This is a genomic window from Sphaerisporangium sp. NBC_01403 (genome assembly GCF_045040145.1).
Lineage (GTDB): Bacteria > Actinomycetota > Actinomycetes > Streptosporangiales > Streptosporangiaceae > Sphaerisporangium > Sphaerisporangium viridialbum.
Genome location: NZ_CP109534.1, coordinates 837,378 through 861,835, shown reverse-complemented (window position 1 = coordinate 861,835; position 24,458 = coordinate 837,378). Strand labels below are relative to the sequence as shown.

Below are 24,458 nucleotides of genomic sequence, written 5' to 3'. Positions count from 1 at the left end.
TTCATGGACTTCTAAAGCTTCTTTAACGGCGCCGGTAGACGTGCCGTCCTAGCTTTACGGTGCTGATCCCGTAACCGGCAAAGGACGGTCGTGTGACTACCACCCTCGGCGAAACGGCCTCGCAGGGCCCGACGGCGGCGCGTCGCGCGTCGCGGGCATGGCGCACGTGGGCGAGGGGCGGGCCGGGGGAAGCGTGGTGGGCGCGGCCGGCGCTGGCCGGGCTGCTGGCCGGCACGGCGATCCTCTACCTGTGGGGGCTCGGGGCCTCCGGCTGGGCGAACCAGTTCTACTCCGCGGCGGCCCAGGCGGGCACCGAGAGCTGGAAGGCGTTCTTCTTCGGCTCCTCCGACGCCTCGAACTTCATCACCGTGGACAAGGCGCCCGCGGCGCTCTGGCCGATGGCGCTGTCGGCCCGGATCTTCGGGGTGAACTCCTGGAGCATCCTGGCGCCCCAGGCCCTGATGGGCGTCGCCACCGTCGGCGTCCTGTACGCGGCGGTGCGCCGCCGCTTCGGCCCGGGCGCGGGGCTGATGGCGGGGACGGTGCTCGCGCTGACCCCGGTCGCCGCGCTGATGTTCCGGTTCGACAACCCCGACGCGCTGCTGGTGCTGCTGCTCACGCTCGGGGCCTACGGCATGGTCAGGGCGCAGGAGCGCGGGCACACGGGCTGGCTGGTGTTCGCCGCCGCGTGCGTGGGCTCGGCGTTCCTCGCCAAGATGCTCCAGGCCTTCCTCGTCGTCCCGGGGTTCGCGCTGACGTACCTGCTCACCACGCCCGTGCCGGTGGGACGGCGGATCCGGCAGCTGCTCGCGGCGGGCGCGGCCCTGGTCGCGGGCGCCGGGTGGTGGGTGGCGGTCGTCGCGCTCGTGCCCTCGGGATCGCGCCCGTACATCGGCGGGTCGCAGACCGACAGCGTGCTGGAGCTGGCCCTCGGCTACAACGGCCTCGGCCGGCTCACCGGCGAGGAGACCGGCGGCCTCGGCAACCTGAACCAGGAGGCCGGATGGGCGCGGCTGCTCGACAGCGAGATGGGCTCCCAGATCTCCTGGCTGCTGCCCGCCGCGTTGATCATGCTGGTCGCGGGCCTGTGGCTGAGCCGGCGGGCACCGCGCGCCGACCCCACCCGGGCGGCGTTCGCGCTGTGGGGCGGCTGGCTGCTGGTGACCGGCGTGGTGTTCAGCCTGAGCCAGGGCATCATCCACGCGTACTACACGGTGGCCCTCGCGCCGGCCGTCGCCGCCCTCATCGGCATGGGCGCGTCCCTGCTGTGGCGGCGCAGGCGCGCGCCGGCCGCCACCCGGATCCTCGCGGCGGCGGTGGCCGTGACGGCGTGCTGGTCGTACGTCCTGCTGAACCGCACCCCTGACTGGTACCCCGGGCTGGCGATCATCGTCCTGGCCGGGGGCCTGGTCGCCGCCGCCTCGCTGCTCGCCACCCAGCGGCGGGTGGGCCCCGCCGTCACGGCCGTGCTGGCGCTCGCCATCGTGACCTCGATCGCCGGACCGGCCGCGTACGCCGCCCAGACCGCGAGCACCCCGCACACCGGCACGATCCCCACGGCCGGACCCGCCACGGGGGGCTTCGCCGGAGGCGGCGGCCGTCCCGGCGGGACGCGCGGCGGGCCCCCGGGAGGATGGCAGCGGCCGCCCGCGAACGGCACCCAGCAGGGCCGGCGGGGGCAGGCCGGGAACGCGCCTCGCGGCGGTGGCGGCGGGATGAGCCTGCTGTTCGGCAGCACTCCGGCGCCGGAGCTCACGGCCCTCCTCCAGGCCGGCGCCGCGTCCTACACCTGGGTCGCCGCCGCCGTCGGGTCCAACAGCGCGGCCGGCTACCAGCTCGCCACCGGGCGGCCCGTGATGGCCGTGGGCGGCTTCAACGGCACCGACCCGGCCCCCACCCTCGCGCAGTTCCAGCGCTACGTCGGCGAGGGACGGATTCACTACTTCATCGGCGGTGCCATGATGCGCGGCGGGGCCGGCACGGGAGGCAGCGACTACGCCCAGCGGATCACCTCCTGGGTGGAGTCCACCTTCACGCCGGTCACCGTCGGCGGCACGGTCGTCTACGACCTGACGGGCTCGTAGAGCCTCTCGGGGGTCAGTACGCCGGTGGGCTATTTTCAGGTTTTTACGACCTGTTTGGTTGGTTATAGTCGGAGACGACGTGCCCGGCCCACCGCCGTACGGACACCTGAGGAAGGACCATGGCGCAGATCATCACGAGCGACGCGGAAGCGGTCGCGACCGCCGCGAGGCTGTCGGAGAGGTTCGCCGCCGGTGCCGCCGAGCGCGACAGGGAGCGCCGCCTGCCGGCCGCCGAGCTGGACGAGCTCTCGGAGAGCGGCCTGCTCGCCATAACCGTCCCCCGCGACCACGGCGGGGCCGACGTGAGCGCCCGTACCCTGGCCGAGGTGGTGCGGCTCCTCGCGACCGGAGACCCCAACATCGCGCAGATCCCGCAGAGCCACTTCGTCTACGTGAACGTGCTGCGCCGCCAGGGCACCCCCGAGCAGCGGAAGTTCTTCTTCGCCGAGATCCTCGACGGCAGGCGGCTCGGCAACGCCCAGTCCGAGGCGGGGACCAAGCACGTTCAGGAATACCGCACGCGCCTGCTCCCCCACCCCGGCGGCGGCTGGGTGCTGGAGGGCGACAAGCACTACAGCACGGGGGCGCTGTTCGCCGACTGGATCCCGGTCCTGGCGCGCGACCCGGAGGATCGGCTCCAGGTGGCGTACGTGCCTCGCGACGCCGAGGGCGTCGAGGTCGTGGACGACTGGGCGGGGATGGGCCAGCGGCTCACCGCCAGCGGCACCGTCCACCTGCGCGGGGTACGGGTGCCGGCCGACCGCGTGGTGCCCCACCACCTGACGTTCACCGGGCCACAGCTCCACGGGGCCGTGGCCCAGCTGTTGCACGCGGCCATCGACGTGGGCATCGCGGGCGCCGCGCTGGCGGAGGCGGCCGAGTTCGTCCGCACCAAGAGCCGGCCGTGGTTCGAGAGCGGGTACGAGAGCGCGGCCGAGGACCCGCTGCTGATCCAGCGCTTCGGCGAGCTCGCGATCACGCTGAGGGCGGCCGAGGCGCTGCTGCGCGAGGCGGGGGAGGCGGTGGACGCCGCCGCGTCGGATCTCGACGACGACAGCGCCGCCTCCGCCTCCATCGCGGTGGCCACCGCCAAGGCCTTCGCCGACCGGGCCTCGGTCGAGCTGGCCGGCGCCGTCTTCGAGGTCTCGGGCACCAGGTCCGCGCTGGAGCACCTCAACCTGAACCGGCACTGGCGCAACGCCCGTACCCACACGCTGCACGACCCGGTGCGCTGGAAGATCCAGCACATCGGCCGCCACACCCTGAACGGCACCCCGCCGCCCCGCCATGGCCTGCTCTAAGGAATCCCCATGAATCTGGCGTTTCATTGGTTCTTGCCGACCTACGGCGACAGCCGGTACATCGTCGGCGGCGGGCACGGGCTGGCGGCCGGGGCCGCCTCGGGAGACCGGCCCGCGACCCTGAGCTACCTCGGGCAGATCGCCCGGGCCGCCGAGGACCTCGGCTTCGTCGGCGCGCTCACCCCGGCGGGCGCGTGGTGCGAGGACGCGTGGCTGACCACGGCGATGCTGGTGGAGTCCACCGAGCGCCTGAAGTTCCTGGTCGCGTTCCGGCCGGGGCTCATCAGCCCGACGCTCGCGGCGCAGATGTCGGCCACCTACCAGTGGCACTCGGCCGGGCGGCTCCTGCTCAACGTGGTCACCGGCGGGGAGCCGCACGAGCAGCGCGGGTACGGCGACTTCCTCGACAAGGCCGCCCGATACGAGCGGACCGACGAGTTCCTGCACGTCGTACGCTCCCTGTGGACCGGCGAGCCGGTGGACTTCGACGGAAGGCACATCAAGGTCGAGGGCGCCCGCGTCCCGCGCGTCCCCGACCCGCTGCCGCCGATCTACTTCGGCGGCTCCTCAGGCCCCGCGGGCCCGGTGGCGGCCCGTCACGCCGACGTCTACCTCACCTGGGGAGAGCCGCCCGCGGCGGTGGCCGCCAAGCTTTCGTGGATCGCCGCGCTGGCCGCCGAGCGCGAGCGCACCCTGAAGTGCGGCATCCGCCTGCACATCATCACCCGCGACACCGCGGAGGAGGCCTGGGCGGTGGCCGGGCGGCTGCTCCGGGGCATCGACCCCGAGACGATACGCCGCGTGCAGGAGGGTCTGCGGCGCAGCGAGTCCGAGGGCCAGCGCCGGATGCTCGACCTGCACGGCGGCGGCACCGCGGACCTGCTGGTGGCCCCCAACCTGTGGGCCGGGGTCGGGCTGGTGCGGGGCGGGGCCGGCACCGCGCTGGTCGGCAGCCACCAGGAGGTGGCCGACCGCATCGCGGAGTACCACGACCTCGGCCTCTCCGAGTTCGTGCTGTCGGGGTACCCGCACCTGGAGGAGGCCTACTGGTTCGGCGAGGGGGTCCTGCCGATCCTCGAACGGCGCGGGCTGTGGACCCATCCGAGCCGCGAGGGCACGGCCGCCCCGGCCGCCGTCCCGTTCGCGGGGGTCTGACCCCGCCGATCGGTGCGCGGCCCAGGGGACGGTCCCGCCGATCGGCATGAGGTCTGATGGACCGGCCCCGCCGATCGGCGGGATCTCCCGTGGGCGGCGGGCCGATCGCCGGGAATGACGGGACCTTCGGCCCTGATCGACGCCTCCCCCGTCGGGCAATCTGGACCCATGACACTGGATTCGGCCGGGTTGCAGGTGCTGTCGCGCGAGGAATGCCTCGTGCTGCTGGCCTCCGTCCCCGTCGGGCGCATCGTGTTCACCGACCGCGCCCTCCCCGCCGTCCAGCCCGTCGGCTTCGTCCTCGACGGCGAGCACGTCGTGATCAGGACCACCGCCGGCTCCCGGCTGGCGGCCGCCGCCCGGAACGCCGTCGTGGCCTTCGAGGCGGACGAGTTCGACGCGCGGGCGCACCGGGGATGGTCGGTGACCATGGTCGGGCACGCGCGAGCCGTCCATGATCTCGCGGAGATCGAGCGGCTGGCCCTGCTCCCCCTGACCCCGTGGGCGCGGGGCGGCGACCATTTCATCGTGATGTTCCCCCAGCAGATCTCCGGGCGGCGGATCCACGGGGAGGCCGCGCTCACGTGAGCGCCTTGAGCTCCTCCAGCGCCTCGCGGAGGTAGCCGGTGACGCTCCACACGTCGGGCACCATCTCGCGGCAGGCGACGACCCCCACGGCGATCTGCCCGTCGTAGGAGAAGGCCGTGATGTTGAGGCCTCCGCTGGCGTCGGTGACGACCGACACGGGGTACTGCGCGAGCAGCCGCCGCCCGCACACGTACAGCGGGATCTGCGGGCCGGGGATGTTCGAGATGATCAGGTTGACCGGCGGCGACGTCTGGGCGACGAGCCCGAAGGCGGCGCGGTCCGCGAGCCCGGTGAGCGCGGCGGGCATGCTCTCGCTCAGGTGCCGCAGCCAGCGGGCCGGGGAGAGGTCGAAGCGGTCCTTGATCCGCCGCATGGCCTGGTGGACGGCCTCCAGCCGCTCGCGCGGGTCGCCGATCTGGGTGTCCAGCGAGGTGATCATGAGCGTCACCTGGTTGCCTGGCCCGTCGTCCACGCCCCTGAGCGAGAACGGGATGCCCGCCACGAGCGGCTCGTCAGGGAGCGCCTCGTGCGCGATCAGCCAGCGCCGCACGGCCGTCGCCGCCAGGGTCATCACCACGTCGTTGACGGTGATGCCGAAGGCGTTCTTGACCTGCTTGACCTCGTCGAGCGGGAGCTCCACGAACGCGAACCTGCGGTGCGCGGACACCGGGCCGTTGAAGGGGGTGCGCGGCGCGGTGAGCTTGGGCAGCTCGGGCACGTCCTGCCCGAGGCCCACCTGCCGGGCCAGCCAGCGGGTGGCCCGGGACACCGGCACCGCGCCGGGCAGCCGGGAGATGATCGGGATCTCGTCCAGGTAGGGCATCGCCTCGGCGATGAACCTCAGCAGATGCGCGGGGTTGGCGAGCAGCCGGGCGGCGGTCCTGAGCAGCATCTCCCCCGGCTCCGGCACCCGCTCGGGCTCCCCGGGCCGCACGGCCGGACGGCGCTCCGGCCGGGGCTCGGTGTCCATGAACGCGGCCAGCACGTCGGCCCCGCCGATGCCGTCGATCGCGGCGTGGTGGAGCTTGGTGTAGAGCGCGGTACGGCCGCCCTCCAGCCCGTGGATGAGGTACATCTCCCACAGCGGGTGGCGCCGGTCGAGCCGCCGCGCGTGCAGCCTGGCCACCTGCGCGGCGAGCTGCCGGTCGGTGCCCGGGGCCGGGAGCGCCAGCTCGCGCACGTGGTAGTCGAGGTCCAGCGACTCGTCCTGCACCCAGTAGGGATGGTCGAGGCCGAGCGGCACCCGCACCGCCCGCTGCCGGAGCGGCGCGACCAGCGCCGACCGCTCCTCGACGAGCTTGACCAGGTCGTCACGGGACACCGCGCCCGCAAGGATGGAGAGCCCGGCGACGTTCGCGACGTTGGTATCGGTCTCGAAGTTGAGGAACTGCGCGTCGAGCGCGCTGAGCTGCCGCACGGGCCCGGCCCCTCGATCTCGGTCCGGCACGCCTGCCCCCTCCCCGCGCACGTCTGTTCCCTCCCTACCTGCCCCTTCCCGCCCGTACGATACCGGTCACGGGCGGGCGAACCGGTGGACGGAGACCAGGCCCGCGTACGGGCCGAGGAGGCCGGCCGCCAGGCGGGAGGCGCCGTCGAGGGCGGAGCCCGCCGGAGGGCGCAGCCGGGCGCGCGGCACGCGGGCGGCCAGCCGCGCCCTGAGCGGGCCGAGCAGCTGCTCGCCGGCGGCGAAGAGCCCTCCGGTGCAGGCGACGGGCACCTCGCCCTTCCCCCTCAGGGAGGCGACGGCCGCCCCGATCGTCTCCGCCAGGTCCCCGGCCGCGCTCTCCACGATGGCGCGGGCGACGCCGTCGCCGCCGGCCGCGCAGGCGAACACCCGGGGAGCGAGCCCGGCGACGTCCCGCGTGAGGGTGGGCGAGGTGTAGAGGCGGATGAGGTCCAGGTCGAGCGCGCCGGTGAGCGCGGTGGCCGGGCCACGGCCGTCCCTGGCCCGCAGTGCCGCCGCGAGCCCGGCCCTGCCCACGGCGAAGGCGCCGCCCGCGTCGCCGAACAGGTAGCCCCACCCGTCGACCCTGTGCCAGGAGCCGCCCGCGCCGAGCGCCAGGCAGACCACCCCGGTGCCCGCCGCGAGGACCACCCCGTAGCCGTCCGGCAGCGCCCCGGCGTGCGAGGTCACCATGTCCCCGCACAGCCGGACCTCCTCGGCCCCCAGCACCTTCGCCACGCCCTCGGCCAGCACGGGGGAGCTCTGCTCGTCCAGCACTATGCCCGAGAGCCCGAGGCAGGCCACCGCCACCCGTTCCCCGGCGTTCCCGCCCGCGGCGCGCGCCGCCAGCCGCACGGACTCGATCACGGCCCCGACCCCGTCCGCGACGTGCACGTACCCGGGGCCGGTGCCCGTACGGGCGTCCGGCGCCCATCTGATCCGCAGGCCGGACTGCCCGCCGTCGACCGCCGCCCATCGCGTCACGCGACCCACCTCGCTTCCTGTCCGCCCTGCGTGCCGGTACGGCTCGCGCCTCCCCGAGTGGGCGCGAGCCGTACCGCGATCATCCGTCAGGAGGCGGGGACGGTGTCCACCCACTTGGTGGAGGCGGAGCGGTACCCGTTGACGCGGCTCACCACGTCGGCGGGGGCCACCACCTCGTTCTTGGCGTGGTAGAACCAGTCGACCTGCTGGACATAGCTGCGCTGCGTCGAGCTGCCGACCAGGCCGCCGCTGATGAACCACAGGTTGAAGTTCACCGACTGCACCGTCTCGGGGTAGTAGATGTCACCGTGCTGGGCGAACAGCGCCCCGTCGATGTAGTACTTGATCAGCCCTCCGGAGACCTGGAGGACCAGGTCATGCCAGCCGTCGTAGCTGGCCCTGACCTCGTTGTGGACGTTGACCGCCAGCCACGGGTCGTTGCGGTAGGTCTCCCACGAGGTGGTGTACATGATGTTGCCGGTCTCGCCCCAGCCGCCGTTGGGCAGGTACTCGAAGTCCTGCTCGCTGTAGTCGGGGTCGAGGTCGGCGGCCAGCGGAGTGATCGTGAAGAACGTCTCCACGATGTTGTCGCCGTCGGGCCCGCTGACGGGGGCGTCGGAGAACTTCACCCGCGCGGCGTAGGTGCCTTCGAGGAACTTGCGCTGGTGCAGGAACTCCGCCTGCTGCGTCCCCGCGCTCGTGCCGTCGGTGACGGCCTTGAGCTGGAGCGCCTGGTTGCCGGTGCCGATGGAGGGGAAGCTGACGTTGCCCTTCGGCCAGCTCGCCCCGGGCACGCCGGGCCCGCCGGAGTTGGTGCGCACGGTCCAGTTGTGCGCGGCGATGGCCGGGTCGTCCGAGCTCGTGTAGGCGAAGTCGTCGAACACGACCCCGGCGTTCCCCCCGGGAGGCGGCGTGACGGTCGGGGTCGGCGAGGGAGAGGGCCCGCCGCCCGCCGGAGCGGTGCCCCAGAGCAGGCCGCCGTTCTGGTAGACGGTCACCTTGGTCCAGTCGCCGTACGTCGTGCGCGCGGGGCCGAAGGAGTAGTCGTCGCTCTGCGTGATCGTCTGCCAGTCGGCCCGGTAGAAGCGAAGCTGCAGGTCACTGGTCTGCGCCCCCGGGGCCAGGCTCCCCGCGGTGAAGCCCACCTCCAGGTAGCGGTCGGCGGTGGCCGTGCCGGGCGAGATGGCGCCGAACGCGCCGGTCACCGTCGAGCAGGAGATCACCGCCCAGGAGCAGGCGAAGCGGTACTGCTGCGACGCCGAGTCCGCCTTGAAGTAGTAGCGGATCTTCACCGTGCTCAGGGACACCGTCGTGGTGCCGTTGTTGATCAGGTTGAACCACGGCTCCACCTGGTCGGCGGTGGCGCCCGTCGCGCTCGTCTTGTACTGCAGCCGCACCGACGTGGCGGCGCCCGCCGGGCCGGCGGCGGTCACCCCGATCAGCGCCGCGAGCAGGGCGGACACGAGCCCGCCGAGTAACAGCTTCCTGGACATTCTGGTGCTCCTTGCCACTTTCATTCCTTTCCTGCGCTCACGTGCGGTTCCGCGCCGCGGGGGGCATGAGCGCCTCTTCGGGTCTCGCGGGAAGATCGGGCTAAGGGATGAGCGGGCCCACGTGGACGCCCTGGGCGCTCAGCCGGGCGAGGTGCGGGTCGAGCCGCCGGAGGAAGTCCGGGTAGTCGCGGGGCGACCCCCAGGCCACCTCGGCGAACGCGCACAGCCGGGGGAAGGCCATGTACTCGACCTGCTCCGGCGTCGGCATGTACTCGGTCCAGATCTGGCACTGCACCCCGCGCACGCCGGGGTCGGGAGTGAAGGCGTAGGCATCGGCGAGCGTGACGACGCCCGGCTGCGCGGGCGGCTGCCCCGGGGCGTCCGAGGGGTAGTAGTCAAGGTAGGTCCGCGTGTGGGGGGCAAGGATGATGTCGGTCCTGTCCCCTCCGGCGTGCTCGTCGAGCCAGACCATGACGGTCGTGCCGGGCGGGGACTCCCGGTCGGGCTCGTCCCAGCAGATGAGCCTGCGCCCGTGCCCCGACAGGTGCTCGGCCATCCGCCCGACGAACCACCCGCACGCCTGCGAGGGGCCGGACAGCCCGAGCTCCGCGAGCCGCCGCAGCGCCCTCGGGCTGCGCTCCCACTCGACCGGCGGGCACTCGTCGCCGCCGACGTGGATGTACGGGCCGGGGAACAGCTCCACGACCTCGTCCAGCACGTCCTGGCAGAACCGGATGGTGGACTCCTCCAGGTTGAAAACGTGCTCGCTGATCCCCCACTCCGACCAGACCGGAAGCCGCCGCGACGGCTCGTTGCCCAGCTCGGGGTAGGCGGCTATCGCGGCCTGGGCGTGGCCGGGCATCTCGATCTCGGGGACCACGGTGACGAACCGCTCGGCGGCGTAGGCGACGATCTCGCGGACGTCCTCGCGGGTGTAGAACTCCCGCGCCTCCCCCGGCGCGGGGGAGCCGCCGCGGCGGGCGCCGATCTCGGTCAGCCGGGGGTAGCGCTCGATCTCCAGCCGCCAGCCCTGGTCGTCGGTCAGGTGCAGGTGCAGGACGTTGAGCTTGTGCTCGGCCAGCAGGTCGATCAGGCGCAGCACGAACGCCTTGGGCATGAAGTGGCGGGCCACGTCGAGCATGACGCCCCGCCAGCCGAACCGGGGCCGGTCCTCGATCGTCCCGTACGGCACGGCGGCGCCGTACTGCGCCAGGGTCTGGAGCCCGTAGAACCGGCCCGCCCGGCCTCCGGCGGTGAGCTCTATCCCGGACGGGCCGACCTCCAGGCGGTATCCCTCCTCTCCCAAGGACGCGTCCTGCGGCGCGAGCCGTACAAGATCTGGGTGGAAAGCGACGGAGCCCCCGAGGACGGCCAGCTCCCGCGGCCGCGGAATGATCACGTTGTCTCTTCCTTTCGCAGCTTCACGAGTCCTGTTCAGAGCGCGCTGATGGACGGCTCGGCGCCGGTGCCGGCGCCGAGAGAAGGTGGAGGCGGGGGTCAGCCCTTGACGGCGCCGGCGATCATGCCGGAGGTGACCCTGCGCTGGAGCACGAGGAAGATCAGCAGCACGGGGAGCATGAAGAGGCCGGCGGCGGCCATCGTGGCGCCCCAGTCGGTGCCGAAGATGTTGCTGAAGGACGACAGCCACACCGGCAGGGTGCGGTCGTCCTGGTTCTTGATGATCAGCGCGTTGGCGAAGGCGAACTCGTTCCACGCGGTGATGAAGCCGAACAGCGAAGTGGACATCAGCCCGGGCGCCAGCAGCGGCAGCACCACCCGGCGGAACGCGACCGTGCGGCTGGCGCCGTCCATCATGGCGGCCTCCTCCAGCTCCGGTGGGATCGCCGCCAGGAAGCCGCGCAGGGTCACGATGGTGAACGGCAGCGTGGCCATGAAGTACAGGAGGGTCAGCATCGAGAGCCGGTCGAGCATGCCGGTGTCGCGGGCGATGACGAACATCGAGATCAGCAGCGCCTCCCAGGGCGCCATCTGGGCGATGAAGACCATCAGGATGAACGCCCGCCTGCCGCGCCACCGCATCCGCGCGACCGCGAACGCCGCCAGCAGCGCCACCACCAGCGAGAGCAGGACCGCGGAGACGGTGACGACGACGCTGTTGCGCCAGAACATCCCGAAGCCGTCCGCGCCGACGGCGGTGACGAAGTGCTCCACCGTCGGATGGGCCGGCCAGAAGGTCGGCGTCTCGGACTGGATGTCGGCGGTCGGCGTGAACGCGGTGACGACCATCCAGTACACGGGGAAGACCGAGACGACGAGGACCGCGAGCGCCGCGAGGTTGAGCGGGACGCGACGGGCGAGCCGGGACCTGGTCACGGGGCCTCTCCTTCGTGCTTGAGCATCCGCCGCAGGTGGGTGATCAGGACGGCCAGCAGGATCAGCACCGTCAGCGTGGAGATCGCCGAGCCGAGGTCGTACTTGTGCAGCGACTGGGCCACCTGGAAGGCGTAGATCGGCAGGGTCGTGGTGGCCCCTTCCGGGCCGCCCTTGCTGATCGCCCAGATCTGGGCGAAGCACTTGAACACCCAGATCACCTCCAGCGAGGTGATCAGCCCGAAGAGGGGACGGAGGATGGGGAAGGTGACGTGGCGGAAGATCTGCGGTCCTGTCGCCCCGTCGATCCTGGCGGACTCGTCCAGCTCGCCGGGGATCGTGGTCAGGCCCGCGTAGAGGGTGAGCGCGGCGAACGGCACGGACTGCCAGACCACCAGCATGACGAGGATGGCGAACGTCGAGGAGCCTCCCGCGAACCAGGTGTAGTCCCTGAACGACTCGAACCCGAGCGTGACCAGCAGCCAGTTGACCACGCCCAGCCGCGACTGGAACAGCCACTGGAAGATCGTGGTCGCGGCCAGGACCGGCGTCGCCCAGGTGAGCACCAGGCCGCCCATGACGGCCAGCCGCATGCGCCTGCCCAGCCGGGCGACCATCAGCGCCGTCAGCGTGGAGATCACCATGATCAGGACGACGTTGACGGCCGTCCAGACCAGGGTGCGGCGCACCACCGCCCAGAACTCGGCGCTGCCCAGCGCCTCCTGGTAGTTCTCCAGGCCGACGAACGCCGCCCCACCTCTAATCAGCTCACCCGTCCTGAAGTGCTGGAACGAGATCACCACACTGCGCAGCAGGGGGTAGAGCAGCAGGAACGCGGTCCCGGCGACGGTGGGCGCGACCAGGAGGTACGGCCACAGGCCGGCCATGCGCGGGGCGCGCGGCCCCCTCCGGGGCGCGCCTTCCTCCCCGAGACCGCTCGGACGACCGGCGGACGGCCCGGGGACGCCCTCGGGCGCCCCGGGAAGCTCCCTGCCGCGCCCCCGCCGCGGGGTGGGGGTCAGGGGTGAGACGGACACGGCACTCCTCGGTCAGTGGGGGGACCGCCCGAGGGAAGCCCCGATCCGGGTGCTCAGGACTTGGTGTTGAGGATCGTGCTGATCGTCTGCGACGCGGTGGCGGCCTCCGCCGCCGGGTCCCCGCCGGTCAGGGCCTTGGTCATGAACTCCTTGATGACGTTCTTGGCCTCGACCGCCGCCCAGTTGGGCGAGTTCGGGGTCGCGTGGCCGTTCGCGGCTCCGGCGGCCATCGCGGCGGTCCCCTCGTTGCCGTCCAGCGCGCTCCCCAGCGAGACGCGGTTCGGCACGTAGCTCATCTCCTTGGCCATGTCGACCTGGAACGTCTCCCCGGCCAGCGCCTTGATCACCTCGTACGCGGCGTCCTGGTTCTTCGACGCCTCGGGGATGATCAGGTCGGAGCCCCCGGTGAACACCGCGCCCGGCTTGTCCGCCGTCTTGCCCGGGATCGGGAAGAAGCCGAGCTTGCCCGCCAGCTTGGGATTGGCCTTCTCGATGGCGACCGCGCCGCCCGGGGTGGAGATGAGCTGCGCGACGTCGCCCTTGGCGAACACGTCGGCCTGCGGCGGCCGGCTCTCGTCGGAGTCCTTCGGGCCCTTGCCGAGGGCCTGGAGCCGCTTGTAGAAGTCCATGCCGGCCAGCGCCTGCGGGGTGCCGAGCGCGCCCTTCCACCCGGCGTCGTCCTTGACCGCGAGGTCGCCGCCCTCGTCCCAGATGAACCCCGCGAGGGTGTACCAGTTCTGTCCTGCCAGGTAGATGCCCTGGTCACCACCCTTGTTGAGCTTCTCGGTCGCGGCGAGCCACTCCTCGCGCGTCTTCGGCGGCGCGGTGATCCCGGCCTTCGCGAACAGGTCCTTGTTGTAGATCACCACGCGGTTGGCCGCGTACCACGGGATGCCGTACTGGTGACCGTCGATCTTGCCAGGCTCGGCGAGGCCGGGGAGCCAGTCGGTGCCGCCGAGCTCGGCGATCTTGTCGGTGAGGTCCTTCACCCCGCCGCTCGCGGCGTACTCGGCGACCTGGGTGTTGCCCACCTCGATCACGTCGGGGGCGTCGTTGCTGGCCAGGCCGCTGGTCACCTTCTGGCCGATGCCGTCCCATTCCTGGATCTGGATGTCGAGGGTCACCTTGGGGTGGGTGCGCCGGAACTCGGTGGTGAAACGGTCGAGGACCGCGTCGGAGAAGCTGTCGCGCATCACCCAGACCGTGAGCTTGGCAGGGGCCTCGCCCGCTCCTGAGGAGCCGGGAGAGCCGGTGGACGGGGAGGGGGAACCGCACGCGGTCAGGCCGGCGGCGAGCGCCAGCAGTCCTGTCGCGGCGAGAAGGCGATACCTCACGGGATCTCCCATTGGTCAGATATTGGTAAGCAATCCGCCCGATGTGGATAGAGTGGTCTTAACCAGTTGGTGCGTCAAGCCCCCTCCTGACGACAATCTCCGCCGGGGACGCGCGAGATTGGTAATACGCTGGTAACGTCACTGGTGTGACTCTGAACATGCGGGCCGGGCTCAAGCGTGATCGGGTGCGTGACTTCCTGCTCGACTTCATCGCCGACAAGCAACCGGGCGAGGCCATCCCGTCCGAGCGCGACCTGTGCAAGGAGCTCGGGGTGTCCCGCCCCACCCTGCGGGCGGCGATAGACGATCTGGTCAGGTCGGGCCTGCTGGTCCGCGAGCACGGCCGGGGCACCTTCACCGGGCCGCACCGGGTCACCCAGGCGCTGTCGGCCACGCCCAGCGGCTCCTTCTACGCCCCTCCCGCCGAGGGCCGGTGGCTCAGCCGCATCCTTTCGTTCGGCCTCGTCCCCGCCGGCCCGCAGCTCGCCACCCGGCTCCAGCTCTCCCCCGCCGCCCCCGTCCTGCGCGTCGTACGGCTGCGCATCGTGGACGACGAGCCGATGGCGATCGAGCGCATCCAGCTCCCTGACGCCCTGGTCGAGGGCCTGGTGCCCGCCGACATGGAGTCGGGGTCGTTCTACCGCCTGCTGCGCGAGAGGTTCGGCGTCGACGTGCGCAGCGCCGTGCAGACCATCGAGGCGACCGTCACCGACGAGACCGAGGCCGAGCTGCTGCACGTTCCCCAGCACTTCCCCGCGCTCGGAGTGGAACGCACCACTCGCGATGCCGACGGCAGGATCGTCGAGTTCGTCCGCTCCATCTACCGCGGCGACCGCTACCGCGTCACCTCCGAACTCCACTTCGACGCCAACTCCGGCTGAGGACGCCCCCTCGCCGGACGGCACGTACGCCCGGGGTGTTGCCGGGCGGGGCCGAATATGCGCCAATGGCGAGTGGGTGCGGTCCTTCCAGGAGGTGCCGGGCACGTGAAGGGGCGGCGAATGGGAGTGGTCGCGTGGGCGACATAGGTTCTCCGGCAATGGAGAAGCGGGTCGGGGAAATATGGAAAGACGTGCTCGGCGTCTCGCCCGGCGAGACGAATGCCACGTTCTCCGAGCTGGGCGGGCGGGGAATGTCCGCGCTGCGAATCGTCGCCCGTATCCAGGACGAGCTCGGGGTGCGGGTCGAGGTGGGCGACCTGTTCGAGCACCAGCGCCTGGACTCCTTCGTGCGCCACGTCATGACCAGGGCGCGGAGCGTCCCGCCCGCTGACGAGCGGGCCGAGTAGGCCCCGCCGCTCTGGCACCACCCTCCCGGACCGCGGGCCTCCCCTGCGCAGTGCCCGCCGGCACGCCCTGAACGAGGCCCTGTCCGGATGTAGCCATGCCCGGTTCCGCGCGGGTCGCGCGGGCCGTCCACCTGGCGTTGTTCCCCTTCTTCCGCCGTGCGCGCGCGAGTCCCGCCGGCCGTTGGCAGGAAGCTGCTACCGCCCTGCAACTTGCTGACTCCCGATCGCCTGGTTCGCGGGCCCTGAATCGCCGAGAGTTGGTGGTGCGAGAACGAATACCGCAGCCACAGAAAAGGGATCAGGAAATGAACCGCTCGAACCGCACCCCGCTCGGTGAGAAAGTCGCCGCCGGCACCACGTGGGATTCCGCGAACGCCATGCCCGGAACGACCTGGGACTGAGGAACAAATCAGATGCTGGTCGAACTCACAATCCGCCGTACCGCCGGAGAACCATCACCGAATTCACCGGTGGACGGAATCCGGATACTGGCCCTGCTGCCGAAGGAATGGCGTAAGGACCTCAAGCACGTCACCGGCGACATCGCCATCCGCGTGCACACCGACGAGGAGGTCACCAGCGCGCAGATCCGCGCCGAGGTGACCGCCATCCTCACCAACCCCGAAGTCAGCGACTGGGAACTCGTCACCTGCCACGCCCTGACCAACCGCCGCCACGAGACGAAGGAAGACACGCCATGAACGCCCTCGCCCTGAAGACCGCCGAATGCCGCGTGTGGTGGGCGGACCCGCGGGACCAGCCGATCGAGACGCTGCTCGGCGTGCTCAACGAGACCGAGCTGAAGCGTGCCGCGACCTACCGCCGCGAGCAGGACCGGCGCCGCTACCTCACCGCCTCCTGGCTGCTGCGCACCGCCGCCGCCACCCAGCTGGACATGGCGCCCGAGAACGTGTCCGTCGAGCGGCGCTGCGGGGACTGCGACAAGCCGCACGGCAGGCCGTACATCCTCACGGACGACTCCCTGCACGCCTCGATCTCGCACTCGGGGAACCGCGTCGCGGTGGCCCTGACCACCGCTGGCCCGGTGGGCGTCGACGTCGAGGAGGTGCCGACGGCGCCGGTCAGCGAGCTGGTACGGTGCGCGCTGTCCCCCGCGGAGCAGGCGGTGCTCGGCTCGCTCCCCGAGCGCGACCAGCAGGCCGGCTTCGCCCGGATGTGGGTGTGCAAGGAGGCCGTGCTCAAGGCGACCGGCCACGGGCTGCGGATCCCCCCGGACAAGGTGGAGGTCAGCGGTCCCCTGGAGGCGCCGGAACTGCTCGCCTGGCCTCTTGAGATCTCCCCGCAAAGCGTGCAAATCACCACCCTTTACCCCGGTGACGGGTACGCCGGCGTGGTCGCGGTGCTCACGGAGGACAGCCCGATCACGGTCTCCGAATGGGATGTCGCCGCCGTTCGCCACAACTCGTTCACTTCCGCGGCGCCCATAGCCGCCTGACCACCATTGACGCGATCCGGCACGAGACTGTTGAATAACTACGGGAATTCATCTTCGGCAGGGCCCCCCGGCCACGCCGATAAACTAACCGCCAGGTCCGATTTCCGTATTGTTGAGAGGCAGTCTAGCTGTAAAGGAGAGGAAGCTGACCTGCCGTGAAAAATCATTTCATCCTGATTCCCGGCCCATGGATGGGCGCCTGGGCCTGGGAGCCGGTGACCCGAGGGCTGCGTAACCTCGGCCACCAGGTCCGGCCGATCACCCTGTCAGGACTGTCCAGCCCCGACGCCGACGTCTCGACCGTCGGCCTGGCCACCCATGTGGACGATGTGCTGTCGATCCTGGAGAAGGACGACCTGCGCGACGTGATCGTCGTCGGGCACAGCTATTCGGGCATCGTCGCCGGCCTGGTGGCCGACCGGGCGCCCGACCGCGTGACGCACACCGTTTTCGTCGAGGGATTCCTGCCGCACGACGGCAAGTCGATGCTCCACGCCTTCCCCGAGCGCCTGCGGGCCGGCGAGCTGGCGCTGATCGCGGAGAACAGCGGGCGCTGGCCGATCCCCGACGTCACGATCGTCGCCGAGGGGCAAGATCTGTCAACCCAGCAGGCCCAGTGGCTGGTGGAGCGCTTCGTCGGGCACCCGGGGCACACCCTGTCCGAGCCCGCCGTCCTGACGCGGCCACTGGCGCAGCAGCGGGCGAGCTACATCGTCTGCTCCAAGGAGCACTTCGGCGGCCGGGTCTCCGACGACGTCGCCGCCATGCGCGCCGAGCCGAACTGGACCTTCCACACCATCAACACCGGGCACTGGCCGATGGTCTCGGCCCCCGACCAGCTCGTCACGCTCCTGACCTCGATCGCCTCGCAGGAGAACCCCCCGTATGCCCCGGCCCGCCACGCGTAGCCGGCCGGAAGCGACACGACGGCCCCCGCAGCGGGCCGATCCGACAGCCCCGCCCCCGGCCGTTCAGGCGAGCGCGGAGACCGGGGCGACAAGCCCCGCCCGCCCGTAGTCGAAGGCCGAGGAGAAGACCCGCTCGAAGGCGAGCGCGATCTTGATCTCGCCGCCGCTGTTCGGATGGACGCCGTCGTAGGCGTCGCCGTACGGATCGTAGACGCCGTCCAGATCGACCAGGACGGCCCTCGAACGGGGCGTGGACATCGCCGCCACGAGGGAGGACAGCTCCCGGTTGTAGGAAGTGATGTCGCGAGCCAGGTTCGGATGGTCGCGCAGCGGCGTGCGGTGCACGACGTTGGCGAACAGGATCTGGACCTCCGGGTTGGCCTCACGGGCTCGCAGGACGAAGGTCTCGGCGTCCGCCAGGAGCCCCGCGGGGCCGGAGACGCCCCAGGCCAGGTCGTTGAATCCCAGCGCGACCATGAGGTGGTCGGCGTCGTGGGCGGCGACGGCGTCCCCGATGTTGTCCTTGGCCTCGCGCAGCCGGCGTCCCCAGCTCGCGTAGTGCCTGCTCTCGGAGAACGCGATCCCCCGCCTGTACCGGCCCGCGTGGACGGGGTCGCCAGGGTGGGCCGGGTGGTCGCCGGGCTGGACCGCGGAGGACACCCAGGTGCCCGCCCACGGCCCGACGAAGCGGGCCGGGACGCCCAGCGCGGTGAGGTTCCGCCAGAAGCGGTAGCGCCAGGTGTAGTCGCCCTCGCGCCCCTGGCTGATGGAGTCGCCGACGATCATGATGTTCGGCGTCGCGCCCCCGCCGGCACGCCGCTCACCGGCGGGCGGCGCGCTCACCCGTGCGACACGCTTCGCACCGCCGTCTCCTCCGGCGCGGAAGCACCGAGCAGACGGCGCACCGGGCCCGCGTACGCGAACACCAGGACGCCGAGACCGGCGAGGAGCACCAGCGCCATGAAGACCCACTCGCTCGAGCCACCGGGACCGTACACCAGGTTGGGGCGGCCGACGTCGATGGCCTCGGTCCCCATCCCGGGGCGGAGCGAGTCCCGGTCACTGCCGTACAGCGCGACCTCGGCGCGGTCGATCCTGCCGTCGTTCGACCGGAACTCCCCGAGCCACGAGCAGCTCTCGTGGCCGGGGTGCTGGATGCAGCTGACGCTCCGGGCGGTGAAGACGCCGTGGTCCCCGTCGCCCCGCGCCGCGCGCAGGACCGGGCCGGCGTTCGGCACGACGAGGTACAGCAGGAAGGCGCCGATGAGGGTCAGGACCGCGGTGAAGAACGGAGAGCGCCCGTGCCTCGCGTGTTCCGCCGTCATCCCTTACCAGCCGTGCGCGTGCGCGGGACGGGCGCAGCCGCACACCATCGCGGCACGCTCGGACTCGCGGGGCCGCAGGTGGCGGACCATCGCGATCACCATGGGGATGAAGACGATCGTGTTGTAGAACAGGTGCAGCTCAACCCGGGGCACCAGGAGCTGGATGATGCTGGTCGGCACGGGACGGCCCAGCAGGTTGGACCCGCTGAGCGCCTGGCTCAGCAGGAGCAGGTGCTCGAAGTGGTGCCAGATCTGGATGACCAGAGCCGTGTTCCACCACGTGCGCGAGCCGCCGGTGAAGCCCTTCCTGAAAATGATCAAGCCGATCAGCATCAGCAGCGCGTAGCCATAGTGCATCCATTCGGACTTGACCAGCCACGGGAACGGCACGCCGAGCACACCGCGCGCCTCGGGGATCGGCCAGCCGAGGACCCAGATCTGGATCGCCTGGGCGATGTGCTCGGCCCAGTGCGCCAGGACTATCACCGCGAACACCCCCAGACCGGCCTTGTGATAGCGGCTGTTGAGGGCGGACACCTTGACTGGACTGGCCGTTACTGCCTCGGTCGCCATGCGCAAACCTCGATCCCAGGAATCTTGACCGCGAGCCCGGCGCGCGGGTCATCGCACGGGGAATGCTCCCTGGCGCCGCGTCCTCGCGAACGCGGTCACGACGGCGCCGGGAACCTGCGTCCAATTGTTCCGGGCCCCTCCAGGCACGGTCTTCTCCTGGCTTGCTCACCTACCGGCATCGGACGGCGACCGCTCAGCGCGTCGCGTGCTCGGCCGGCAGTTCGGGCGGGTCGAACGGGCCCCAGGCGAAGGCGGGCAGCCACGGCCCGGGGTCCTCGCTCCAGGAGAGCTCCGCGATCTGCGCGCGCGTGCGCCGCCCGGCGAGCGAGCGCACCAGGTCGTGCCGGGGGGCGCTCAGCGTCGCAACCGGCCGCCCCGCCCCGCCGGCCACCCACCGCGCGTCACCGCTCTCGATGCGCAGCGGGGGAAGGCCGCGCCTGTCCACCTCGGCGGAGAAGCCGGCGACGACGACGTCGAGCGAGCCGGGGTAGGCCGGATGCACGGCGGGCGGTGGCACGCCGAGCGCGTGGCGGATGTCCAGTTCGTGGGTGAACGCGTCCATCACCAGAATCGGGGCGCGCCGGACGGTGCCGGCGGCGACGAGCCGCTCCACCTGCTCGCCCGCGACGGCCCACACGTCGAGCAGGCCGGCGAGGCCGGCGTCCGCGGCGGGCGGGGGCTCCACCGGCCGGCCTCCCGACCGGCTCGTCACCCGCGCGCAGATCTCGACCAGGTGCGCGATGACGTCGCGCACCGTCCACTCCGGGCACGCGGCGACCGGCAGGGCGCCCGCGTCCGGGCGGCCGGCGAGCAGCCGCGAGAGATTCTCCCTGACGTGCCGGTAGGCCACGTCCTGGGGGATCCGCTCCCAGCCGGGAGCGGAGGTCACGTCCTCGTACGGGCCGGTCGTCATGCGCCACTCTCCCCTGTCTCGCCGGACATGTGGGTACGGGTCACAAAGGCACGTTGCCGTGCTTGCGCTGCGGCGACGGCTTGCGCTTGTTGCGCAGCATCGCCAGCCCGCGCGCGACCGCCGAGCGGGTCTGCACCGGATCGATGACATCGTCGACCAGCCCCCGTTCGGCGGCGTAGTGGGGGTGCATGAGTTGTTCCGCGTACTCGGTCACCAGCTCGGAGCGCAGCGTGGCGGGGTCCGAGGCGGCGGCCAGCTCCTTGCGGAAGATGACGTTCACGGCGCCCTCGGCGCCCATCACGGCGATCTCGTTCGTCGGCCAGGCCAGCGAGAGGTCCGTGCCGATGGTGCGCGAGTCCATCACGATGTACGCGCCGCCGTAGGCCTTGCGCACGATGACGTGGATGCGCGGCACCGTGGCCTCGCAGTAGGCGTACAGCAGCTTGGCGCCGTGTCTGATGATCCCCGCGTGCTCCTGGTCTGCGCCCGGGAGGAAGCCCGGCACGTCGATCAGCGTCACCAGCGGGATGCTGAAGGCATCGCAGAAGCGTACGAACCGCGCGGCCTTCTGGGAGGCGTTGACGTCGAGGACGCCGGCGAGCACCATCGGCTGGTTGCCGACCACCCCGACCACCTCGCCGTCGATGCGGGCCAGCACGCAGATCACGTTCTGCGCCCAGTCCTCGTGCATCTCCAGGAACTCGCCGTCGTCCACCACCTCGGCGACGACCGCTCGCATGTCGTACGGCTTGTTCGGCTCGACCGGGACTATCTCGGCCAGCCTCGGCCGCACGTCCGTGGTGGCGTCGCAGGACGGCGTGCTGGGCGGGAACTCCAGGTTGTTGCCGGGCAGCATCGAGACGAGGTAGCGCACGTCCTGCAGGCAGCTCTCCTCGTCGTCGTGCACGAACGTGGCCACGCCGGAGCGCTTGCCGTGGACGTCCGCGCCGCCGAGCTCCGCGTGGGTGATCCGCTGCCCGCTCACCGCCTCGACGACGTCGGGCCCGGTGAGGTACAGCTGCGCGGTGTCGCGGACCATGAACGCGAAGTCGGCCAGCGCCACGGTGTACGCCGCTCCCCCGGCGCACGGCCCGAGCACGACGCTGATCTGCGGTATCACGCCCGACGCCTGCACGCTGCGCTGGAAGATCCCGCCGTACCCGCTGAGCGCGACCACGCCCTCCTGGATCCGCGCGCCGCCGCTGTCGATCAGCCCGATGAGCGGGGCGCCAGTGGAGATCGCCAGGTCCATCACCTTGTGGATCTTGGACGCGTGCCCCGCGCCGAGCGACCCGCCGAAGATGGTGAAGTCCTGGGCGTAGACGAAGACCCGGCGGCCGTCGATCGTGCCGGACCCGGTGACCACGCCGTCGGTGTGCGGCCGGTTGTCCTCCATGCGCAGGCCGTGGGCCTGGTGGCGGCGGTACATGTCGAGCTCGATGAACGAGCCCTCGTCCAGCAGCATGTCGATCCGCTCACGCGCCGTGCGCTTGCCGAGGGCGTGCTGCCGTTCCACCCCCTGCGGACGGCCCGAGACGATGCCGTCGCGCAGGACCCCGTGCCGCTCGCGGAGCGATGCCATCGACCGGGGCGGCGGCGCCTCCTCGCGGCGGTCCCCGTTGGCGTGCTCGTCCGGACGGGCGCGGGCGCCGTCCTTGGTCCGCCTCGGCACGGAGACCGGCACGAAGTCGAGCTCCACGGTGCTCCCCGTCGCCCCCGTCGCGGGGTAGTCCAGGGTCGGGCTGGTCGCGATCCGCTCGCTCATGGCGGCATCTCCCCTCATTGCGCTCCTACGGACGTCAGGCTCGGCCGTATCGACGACCCCGCCTGGCGCGCGGACAGGTGGCCGCTTTCGTACAGCCAGCGCACCGTGTCGCCGACGGTCTCGGCGACGGGCCGGGGCGCGATGCCGAACGTGCCGGCGTTCTCGGCCACCCGCGTGGCGCAGGCGCACGTGTAGATGGCCCCGTACTCGGCGGGGATGTGCCACGGCCACACCCGCTGGACCAGATCGGTGAGCAGCCCGATCGGGATCATCCCCCGGGCCGGCAGGAACAGCGTCGGGAGCGCGCGCCCGGTGACCTCGCGCAGCGCGTTCACGTACTCCCGCGTCGAGAGGTAGCGGCCGGGCCCGAAGTGCCGGCCCGGCCCGCCGGACGGCGAGGCGAGCACCTTGGCGTGCAGCGCGGCGGTGTCCCGCACGTCGCCGACGGGGAAGCCGCCAAGCGGCCAGATCGGGGTGAGCCCGCGCAGCACGCCCCGCACGCGCGCGTTCTGGTCGCCCAGGTTCGGGTCGTGCGGGCCGAGCAGGGCGGGCGGATACGTGATGACCACCGGCGCCCCCTCCTCCTGGTGCCGGCGCGCGATCACCTCGGCCTCGGCCTTGCTCGCCATGTACGTCTCGCGGGGCCGGCCGACCGGCGAGCCCGCGTCGATCACCCCGCCCGGCGCCGGGAACATCGCGACGATGCTGGACACGTGGACGATCGTGCCCGCCCCCGCCCGCCGGGCGGCGCCGAGCACGAGCTCGGTGCCCCGGGCGTTCACCTCGCGCATCCGCGCGCGGAGCCTGCTGTCGAAGGAGTACACCGACGCCGCGTGCAACACGGCGTCGGCGCCGCGCATCGCGCGGGCCACGCTCGCCTCGTCGGTGACGTCGCCGGGAACCGTCTCCACGTCGTCGCGGCCGAGGCCGAACGGCGCGAGGGCGCGGCCGACCTTCGAGGGGTCGCGGACGAGCATGCGAACCCGGTGGCCCATCTGTGCGATCGCCGCGACCGAATGGGCCCCGACGAATCCAGTACCGCCGGTAACGCTCACCAGCATCAGACCATCTCCTCTGATCCACACCAGTCAAATGCCTGCCCCTCCCGCCTGTCATCTCCGAGTGTGCTTTGACCCGCTGTAAGGAGGCACGTCGATCACGATTATCGATCTCAGGGGGGGCGAAGACGTTGGCAGGATGCTGTTAAGGGCGTGCAACTTGCTGACGCCGAATTGTCTGGCCAGGGCGCCGCGGATAACGGAGAGTTTGTGGTGCGAGAACGAATATGGCGGCCCGCGAGAAGAGGTCAGAAATGAAAAACCCGGAATTCACCGGCCAGCCGATCGAAACGACGGTGCACGGGAATCAGGCGCCGGGTTCACCGGCCGGCGGCATCCGGATACGGGCGGCCGGCGGCCGTCACGGGCCACCGGGGCCGCGAGGCGACGCCGGCGGGCCGTACGCGGGCCGTCAGATCCAGTTCTCCTCCTTGGCCCGCAGAGCGGCCTGGAAGCGGTTGACCGCGCCGAGCCTGGCCATGAGGTCGGCGACGTAGCGGCGGTAGGTGCGGACGGAGACGTCGATCTCGCGCGCGGCGATCTCGTCCTTGTCCGCCCTCGCCATCACCTCGAGCACCTTTCTCTCCAGCTCGGACAGAAGCGGCGCGTCCGTACTGGGCTCGGTGAACTCGCGGAAATCGGTGGCGGCGTCCCACACGCCGTCGAAATAGGTGACCAGCTGTGAGACCAGGCCGGGTTCCTTCACGAGCAACGCGCCCCGGGAGCTTTCCTTCGGATGGATGGGAACGACCGCCACACTGCGGTCGAAAATCAACATCCGGTCCATCGGGTCTTCCGTGATGTGAATCTGGCCGCCGAGGCTGACGACCTCACGCAGATATGCCGACATGTTCTGATCGTCAAGCGCTTTGGGATGGTAAACCGCCTTGACGGCGAGCCCGCGGCGCAACGAGCGAGTATCCAAAGGCAGCGCCGTTTCGATGGCGCCGAGTGAAAGGGGTCCCCCCGGATGCAGGCACAGGGTTTCCTTGTACGAGAAGAATCCAAGGTCGTCGAGCCGCTGGCGGACGCGGTCGAGGCCTTCCACCCGTTCGATGTCGAGCGCCGACGTCGCGTTCTCGCCATGCCGCTGATCCTCTACGAACGACGCGATGGCGTCGCGTGTCGTCAGAACGCGGCGTATCTCCGTGTTGAGCTCGCTCAGGCGCTGCTCTATGAGGCGTTCGATGCCGATTCTCGGCTCGGTCGCCACCACCCGGTGGCGGTCGGTGAGGTCGAGCAGGGACAGTCTTCCCAGCGTCTCGATGGCACCCTCGATCGTGTCGGGGTCCATGTCGAGCGCCTGGCGGATCGAGCCGATGCCGTCGCCACGGTGTCGAAGGAAGTACCGGTAGATCTCTACTGCTTCAGTGGGAACACCGATGACGGAAATGTCCATGGCTCGCCTCCTGGCCATGTAC

General features: G+C 71.3%; 23 protein-coding genes. 9 read left to right on the top strand and 14 right to left on the bottom strand.

The window, feature by feature from the left end; translation table 11 throughout:
* Positions 1-92 precede the first annotated feature (92 nt).
* From OG589_RS03660 to OG589_RS03645, 4 genes are all read left to right on the top strand, one after another.
* Positions 93-2,084 (top strand): ArnT family glycosyltransferase, encoded by a 1,992-nt coding sequence (locus OG589_RS03660; RefSeq protein WP_405146143.1) that lies wholly within the window; start codon positions 93-95, stop codon positions 2,082-2,084.
* Between the two features lie 119 nt (positions 2,085-2,203).
* Positions 2,204-3,385 (top strand): SfnB family sulfur acquisition oxidoreductase, encoded by a 1,182-nt coding sequence (locus OG589_RS03655; RefSeq protein WP_405146142.1) that lies wholly within the window; start codon positions 2,204-2,206, stop codon positions 3,383-3,385.
* A gap of 9 nt (positions 3,386-3,394) precedes the next feature.
* Entirely contained in the window at positions 3,395-4,540 is a 1,146-nt protein-coding gene (locus tag OG589_RS03650) for an LLM class flavin-dependent oxidoreductase (RefSeq protein WP_405146141.1), read from the top strand.
* A gap of 168 nt (positions 4,541-4,708) precedes the next feature.
* Positions 4,709-5,128, top strand: coding sequence for a pyridoxamine 5'-phosphate oxidase family protein (locus OG589_RS03645; protein WP_405146139.1), 420 nt, complete (start codon positions 4,709-4,711; stop codon positions 5,126-5,128).
* Here the strand turns inward: OG589_RS03645 and OG589_RS03640 are convergent.
* The 7 genes from OG589_RS03640 to OG589_RS03610 form a co-directional block, all read right to left on the bottom strand.
* Positions 5,121-6,575 carry a WS/DGAT/MGAT family O-acyltransferase gene (locus OG589_RS03640; RefSeq protein ID WP_405146138.1) on the bottom strand — a complete coding sequence of 485 codons (1,455 nt, stop codon included), beginning with the start codon at positions 6,573-6,575 and terminating at the stop codon, positions 5,121-5,123. The two genes, OG589_RS03645 and OG589_RS03640, sit on opposite strands and share 8 nt — an antisense overlap.
* 66 nt (positions 6,576-6,641) lie before the next feature.
* On the bottom strand, positions 6,642-7,556 hold the full coding sequence (locus OG589_RS03635; RefSeq protein WP_405146136.1) for an N-acetylglucosamine kinase: 915 nt from the start codon (positions 7,554-7,556) through the stop codon (positions 6,642-6,644).
* A gap of 86 nt (positions 7,557-7,642) precedes the next feature.
* On the bottom strand, positions 7,643-9,049 hold the full coding sequence (locus OG589_RS03630; protein WP_405146134.1) for a cellulose binding domain-containing protein: 1,407 nt from the start codon (positions 9,047-9,049) through the stop codon (positions 7,643-7,645).
* Positions 9,050-9,149: 100 nt separating this feature from the next.
* On the bottom strand, positions 9,150-10,448 hold the full coding sequence (locus OG589_RS03625; RefSeq protein WP_405146132.1) for a beta-N-acetylhexosaminidase: 1,299 nt from the start codon (positions 10,446-10,448) through the stop codon (positions 9,150-9,152).
* 98 nt (positions 10,449-10,546) lie between these two features.
* Positions 10,547-11,383 carry a carbohydrate ABC transporter permease gene (locus OG589_RS03620; protein ID WP_405146130.1) on the bottom strand — a complete coding sequence of 279 codons (837 nt, stop codon included), beginning with the start codon at positions 11,381-11,383 and terminating at the stop codon, positions 10,547-10,549.
* Entirely contained in the window at positions 11,380-12,417 is a 1,038-nt protein-coding gene (locus OG589_RS03615) for a carbohydrate ABC transporter permease (RefSeq protein ID WP_405146128.1), read from the bottom strand. Before OG589_RS03615 ends, OG589_RS03620 begins: the two co-directional genes overlap by 4 nt.
* A gap of 53 nt (positions 12,418-12,470) precedes the next feature.
* A complete protein-coding gene (locus OG589_RS03610; RefSeq protein WP_405146127.1) occupies positions 12,471-13,751 on the bottom strand; it encodes an extracellular solute-binding protein in 1,281 nt (426 codons plus the stop codon).
* A 146-nt stretch (positions 13,752-13,897) separates the two neighbouring features.
* On the opposite strand from OG589_RS03610, the gene OG589_RS03605 reads away from it, so the two are divergent.
* The 5 genes from OG589_RS03605 to OG589_RS03585 all read left to right on the top strand — a co-directional run bounded on the left by OG589_RS03605 (position 13,898) and on the right by OG589_RS03585 (position 17,403).
* Positions 13,898-14,632, top strand: a complete 735-nt coding sequence (locus tag OG589_RS03605) for a GntR family transcriptional regulator (protein ID WP_405146125.1) — start codon at positions 13,898-13,900, stop codon at positions 14,630-14,632.
* 158 nt (positions 14,633-14,790) lie between these two features.
* Positions 14,791-15,039 (top strand): phosphopantetheine-binding protein, encoded by a 249-nt coding sequence (locus OG589_RS03600; RefSeq protein WP_405146123.1) that lies wholly within the window; start codon positions 14,791-14,793, stop codon positions 15,037-15,039.
* 470 nt (positions 15,040-15,509) lie between these two features.
* Complete coding sequence (locus OG589_RS03595; protein ID WP_405146121.1) at positions 15,510-15,740, top strand: hypothetical protein; 231 nt, start codon at positions 15,510-15,512, stop codon at positions 15,738-15,740.
* On the top strand, positions 15,737-16,495 hold the full coding sequence (locus OG589_RS03590) for a 4'-phosphopantetheinyl transferase family protein (protein ID WP_405146120.1): 759 nt from the start codon (positions 15,737-15,739) through the stop codon (positions 16,493-16,495). The genes OG589_RS03595 and OG589_RS03590 overlap by 4 nt, the downstream gene beginning before the upstream one ends.
* A gap of 155 nt (positions 16,496-16,650) precedes the next feature.
* Positions 16,651-17,403 carry an alpha/beta fold hydrolase gene (locus tag OG589_RS03585; RefSeq protein WP_405146118.1) on the top strand — a complete coding sequence of 251 codons (753 nt, stop codon included), beginning with the start codon at positions 16,651-16,653 and terminating at the stop codon, positions 17,401-17,403.
* 63 nt (positions 17,404-17,466) lie between these two features.
* On the opposite strand, the gene OG589_RS03580 is transcribed toward OG589_RS03585, so the two are convergent.
* The 7 genes from OG589_RS03580 to OG589_RS03550 form a co-directional block, all read right to left on the bottom strand.
* Positions 17,467-18,246 carry a GDSL-type esterase/lipase family protein gene (locus tag OG589_RS03580; protein ID WP_405146116.1) on the bottom strand — a complete coding sequence of 260 codons (780 nt, stop codon included), beginning with the start codon at positions 18,244-18,246 and terminating at the stop codon, positions 17,467-17,469.
* Positions 18,243-18,728, bottom strand: coding sequence for a hypothetical protein (locus OG589_RS03575; protein WP_405146114.1), 486 nt, complete (start codon positions 18,726-18,728; stop codon positions 18,243-18,245). Before OG589_RS03575 ends, OG589_RS03580 begins: the two co-directional genes overlap by 4 nt.
* Before the next feature lie 3 nt (positions 18,729-18,731).
* The gene (locus OG589_RS03570) at positions 18,732-19,301 is read right to left on the bottom strand and encodes a hypothetical protein (protein ID WP_405146112.1); all 570 of its coding nucleotides are present in this window, start codon (positions 19,299-19,301) and stop codon (positions 18,732-18,734) included.
* Positions 19,302-19,494: 193 nt separating this feature from the next.
* The gene (locus tag OG589_RS03565) at positions 19,495-20,214 is read right to left on the bottom strand and encodes a maleylpyruvate isomerase family mycothiol-dependent enzyme (RefSeq protein ID WP_405146110.1); all 720 of its coding nucleotides are present in this window, start codon (positions 20,212-20,214) and stop codon (positions 19,495-19,497) included.
* 40 nt (positions 20,215-20,254) lie between these two features.
* Positions 20,255-21,796, bottom strand: a complete 1,542-nt coding sequence (locus OG589_RS03560) for an acyl-CoA carboxylase subunit beta (RefSeq protein WP_405151951.1) — start codon at positions 21,794-21,796, stop codon at positions 20,255-20,257.
* A 197-nt stretch (positions 21,797-21,993) separates the two neighbouring features.
* On the bottom strand, positions 21,994-23,040 hold the full coding sequence (locus OG589_RS03555) for an SDR family NAD(P)-dependent oxidoreductase (protein ID WP_405146108.1): 1,047 nt from the start codon (positions 23,038-23,040) through the stop codon (positions 21,994-21,996).
* A gap of 409 nt (positions 23,041-23,449) precedes the next feature.
* A complete protein-coding gene (locus OG589_RS03550; protein ID WP_405146106.1) occupies positions 23,450-24,436 on the bottom strand; it encodes a hypothetical protein in 987 nt (328 codons plus the stop codon).
* Positions 24,437-24,458: the final 22 nt, after the last annotated feature.

What these genes read in the sequence shown, in the direction of transcription:
- OG589_RS03560 (WP_405151951.1), bottom strand. Translation starts at nt 21,796, where the DNA reads ATGGCATCGCTCCGCGAGCGGCACGGGGTCCTGCGCGACGGCATCGTC.
- OG589_RS03555 (WP_405146108.1), bottom strand. Translation starts at nt 23,040, where the DNA reads ATGCTGGTGAGCGTTACCGGCGGTACTGGATTCGTCGGGGCCCATTCG.
- OG589_RS03630 (WP_405146134.1), bottom strand. Translation starts at nt 9,049, where the DNA reads ATGTCCAGGAAGCTGTTACTCGGCGGGCTCGTGTCCGCCCTGCTCGCG.
- OG589_RS03590 (WP_405146120.1), top strand. Translation starts at nt 15,737, where the DNA reads ATGAACGCCCTCGCCCTGAAGACCGCCGAATGCCGCGTGTGGTGGGCG.
- OG589_RS03575 (WP_405146114.1), bottom strand. Translation starts at nt 18,728, where the DNA reads ATGACGGCGGAACACGCGAGGCACGGGCGCTCTCCGTTCTTCACCGCG.
- OG589_RS03655 (WP_405146142.1), top strand. Translation starts at nt 2,204, where the DNA reads ATGGCGCAGATCATCACGAGCGACGCGGAAGCGGTCGCGACCGCCGCG.
- OG589_RS03645 (WP_405146139.1), top strand. Translation starts at nt 4,709, where the DNA reads ATGACACTGGATTCGGCCGGGTTGCAGGTGCTGTCGCGCGAGGAATGC.
- OG589_RS03570 (WP_405146112.1), bottom strand. Translation starts at nt 19,301, where the DNA reads ATGGCGACCGAGGCAGTAACGGCCAGTCCAGTCAAGGTGTCCGCCCTC.
- OG589_RS03565 (WP_405146110.1), bottom strand. Translation starts at nt 20,214, where the DNA reads ATGACGACCGGCCCGTACGAGGACGTGACCTCCGCTCCCGGCTGGGAG.
- OG589_RS03600 (WP_405146123.1), top strand. Translation starts at nt 14,791, where the DNA reads ATGGAGAAGCGGGTCGGGGAAATATGGAAAGACGTGCTCGGCGTCTCG.
- OG589_RS03550 (WP_405146106.1), bottom strand. Translation starts at nt 24,436, where the DNA reads ATGGACATTTCCGTCATCGGTGTTCCCACTGAAGCAGTAGAGATCTAC.
- OG589_RS03650 (WP_405146141.1), top strand. Translation starts at nt 3,395, where the DNA reads ATGAATCTGGCGTTTCATTGGTTCTTGCCGACCTACGGCGACAGCCGG.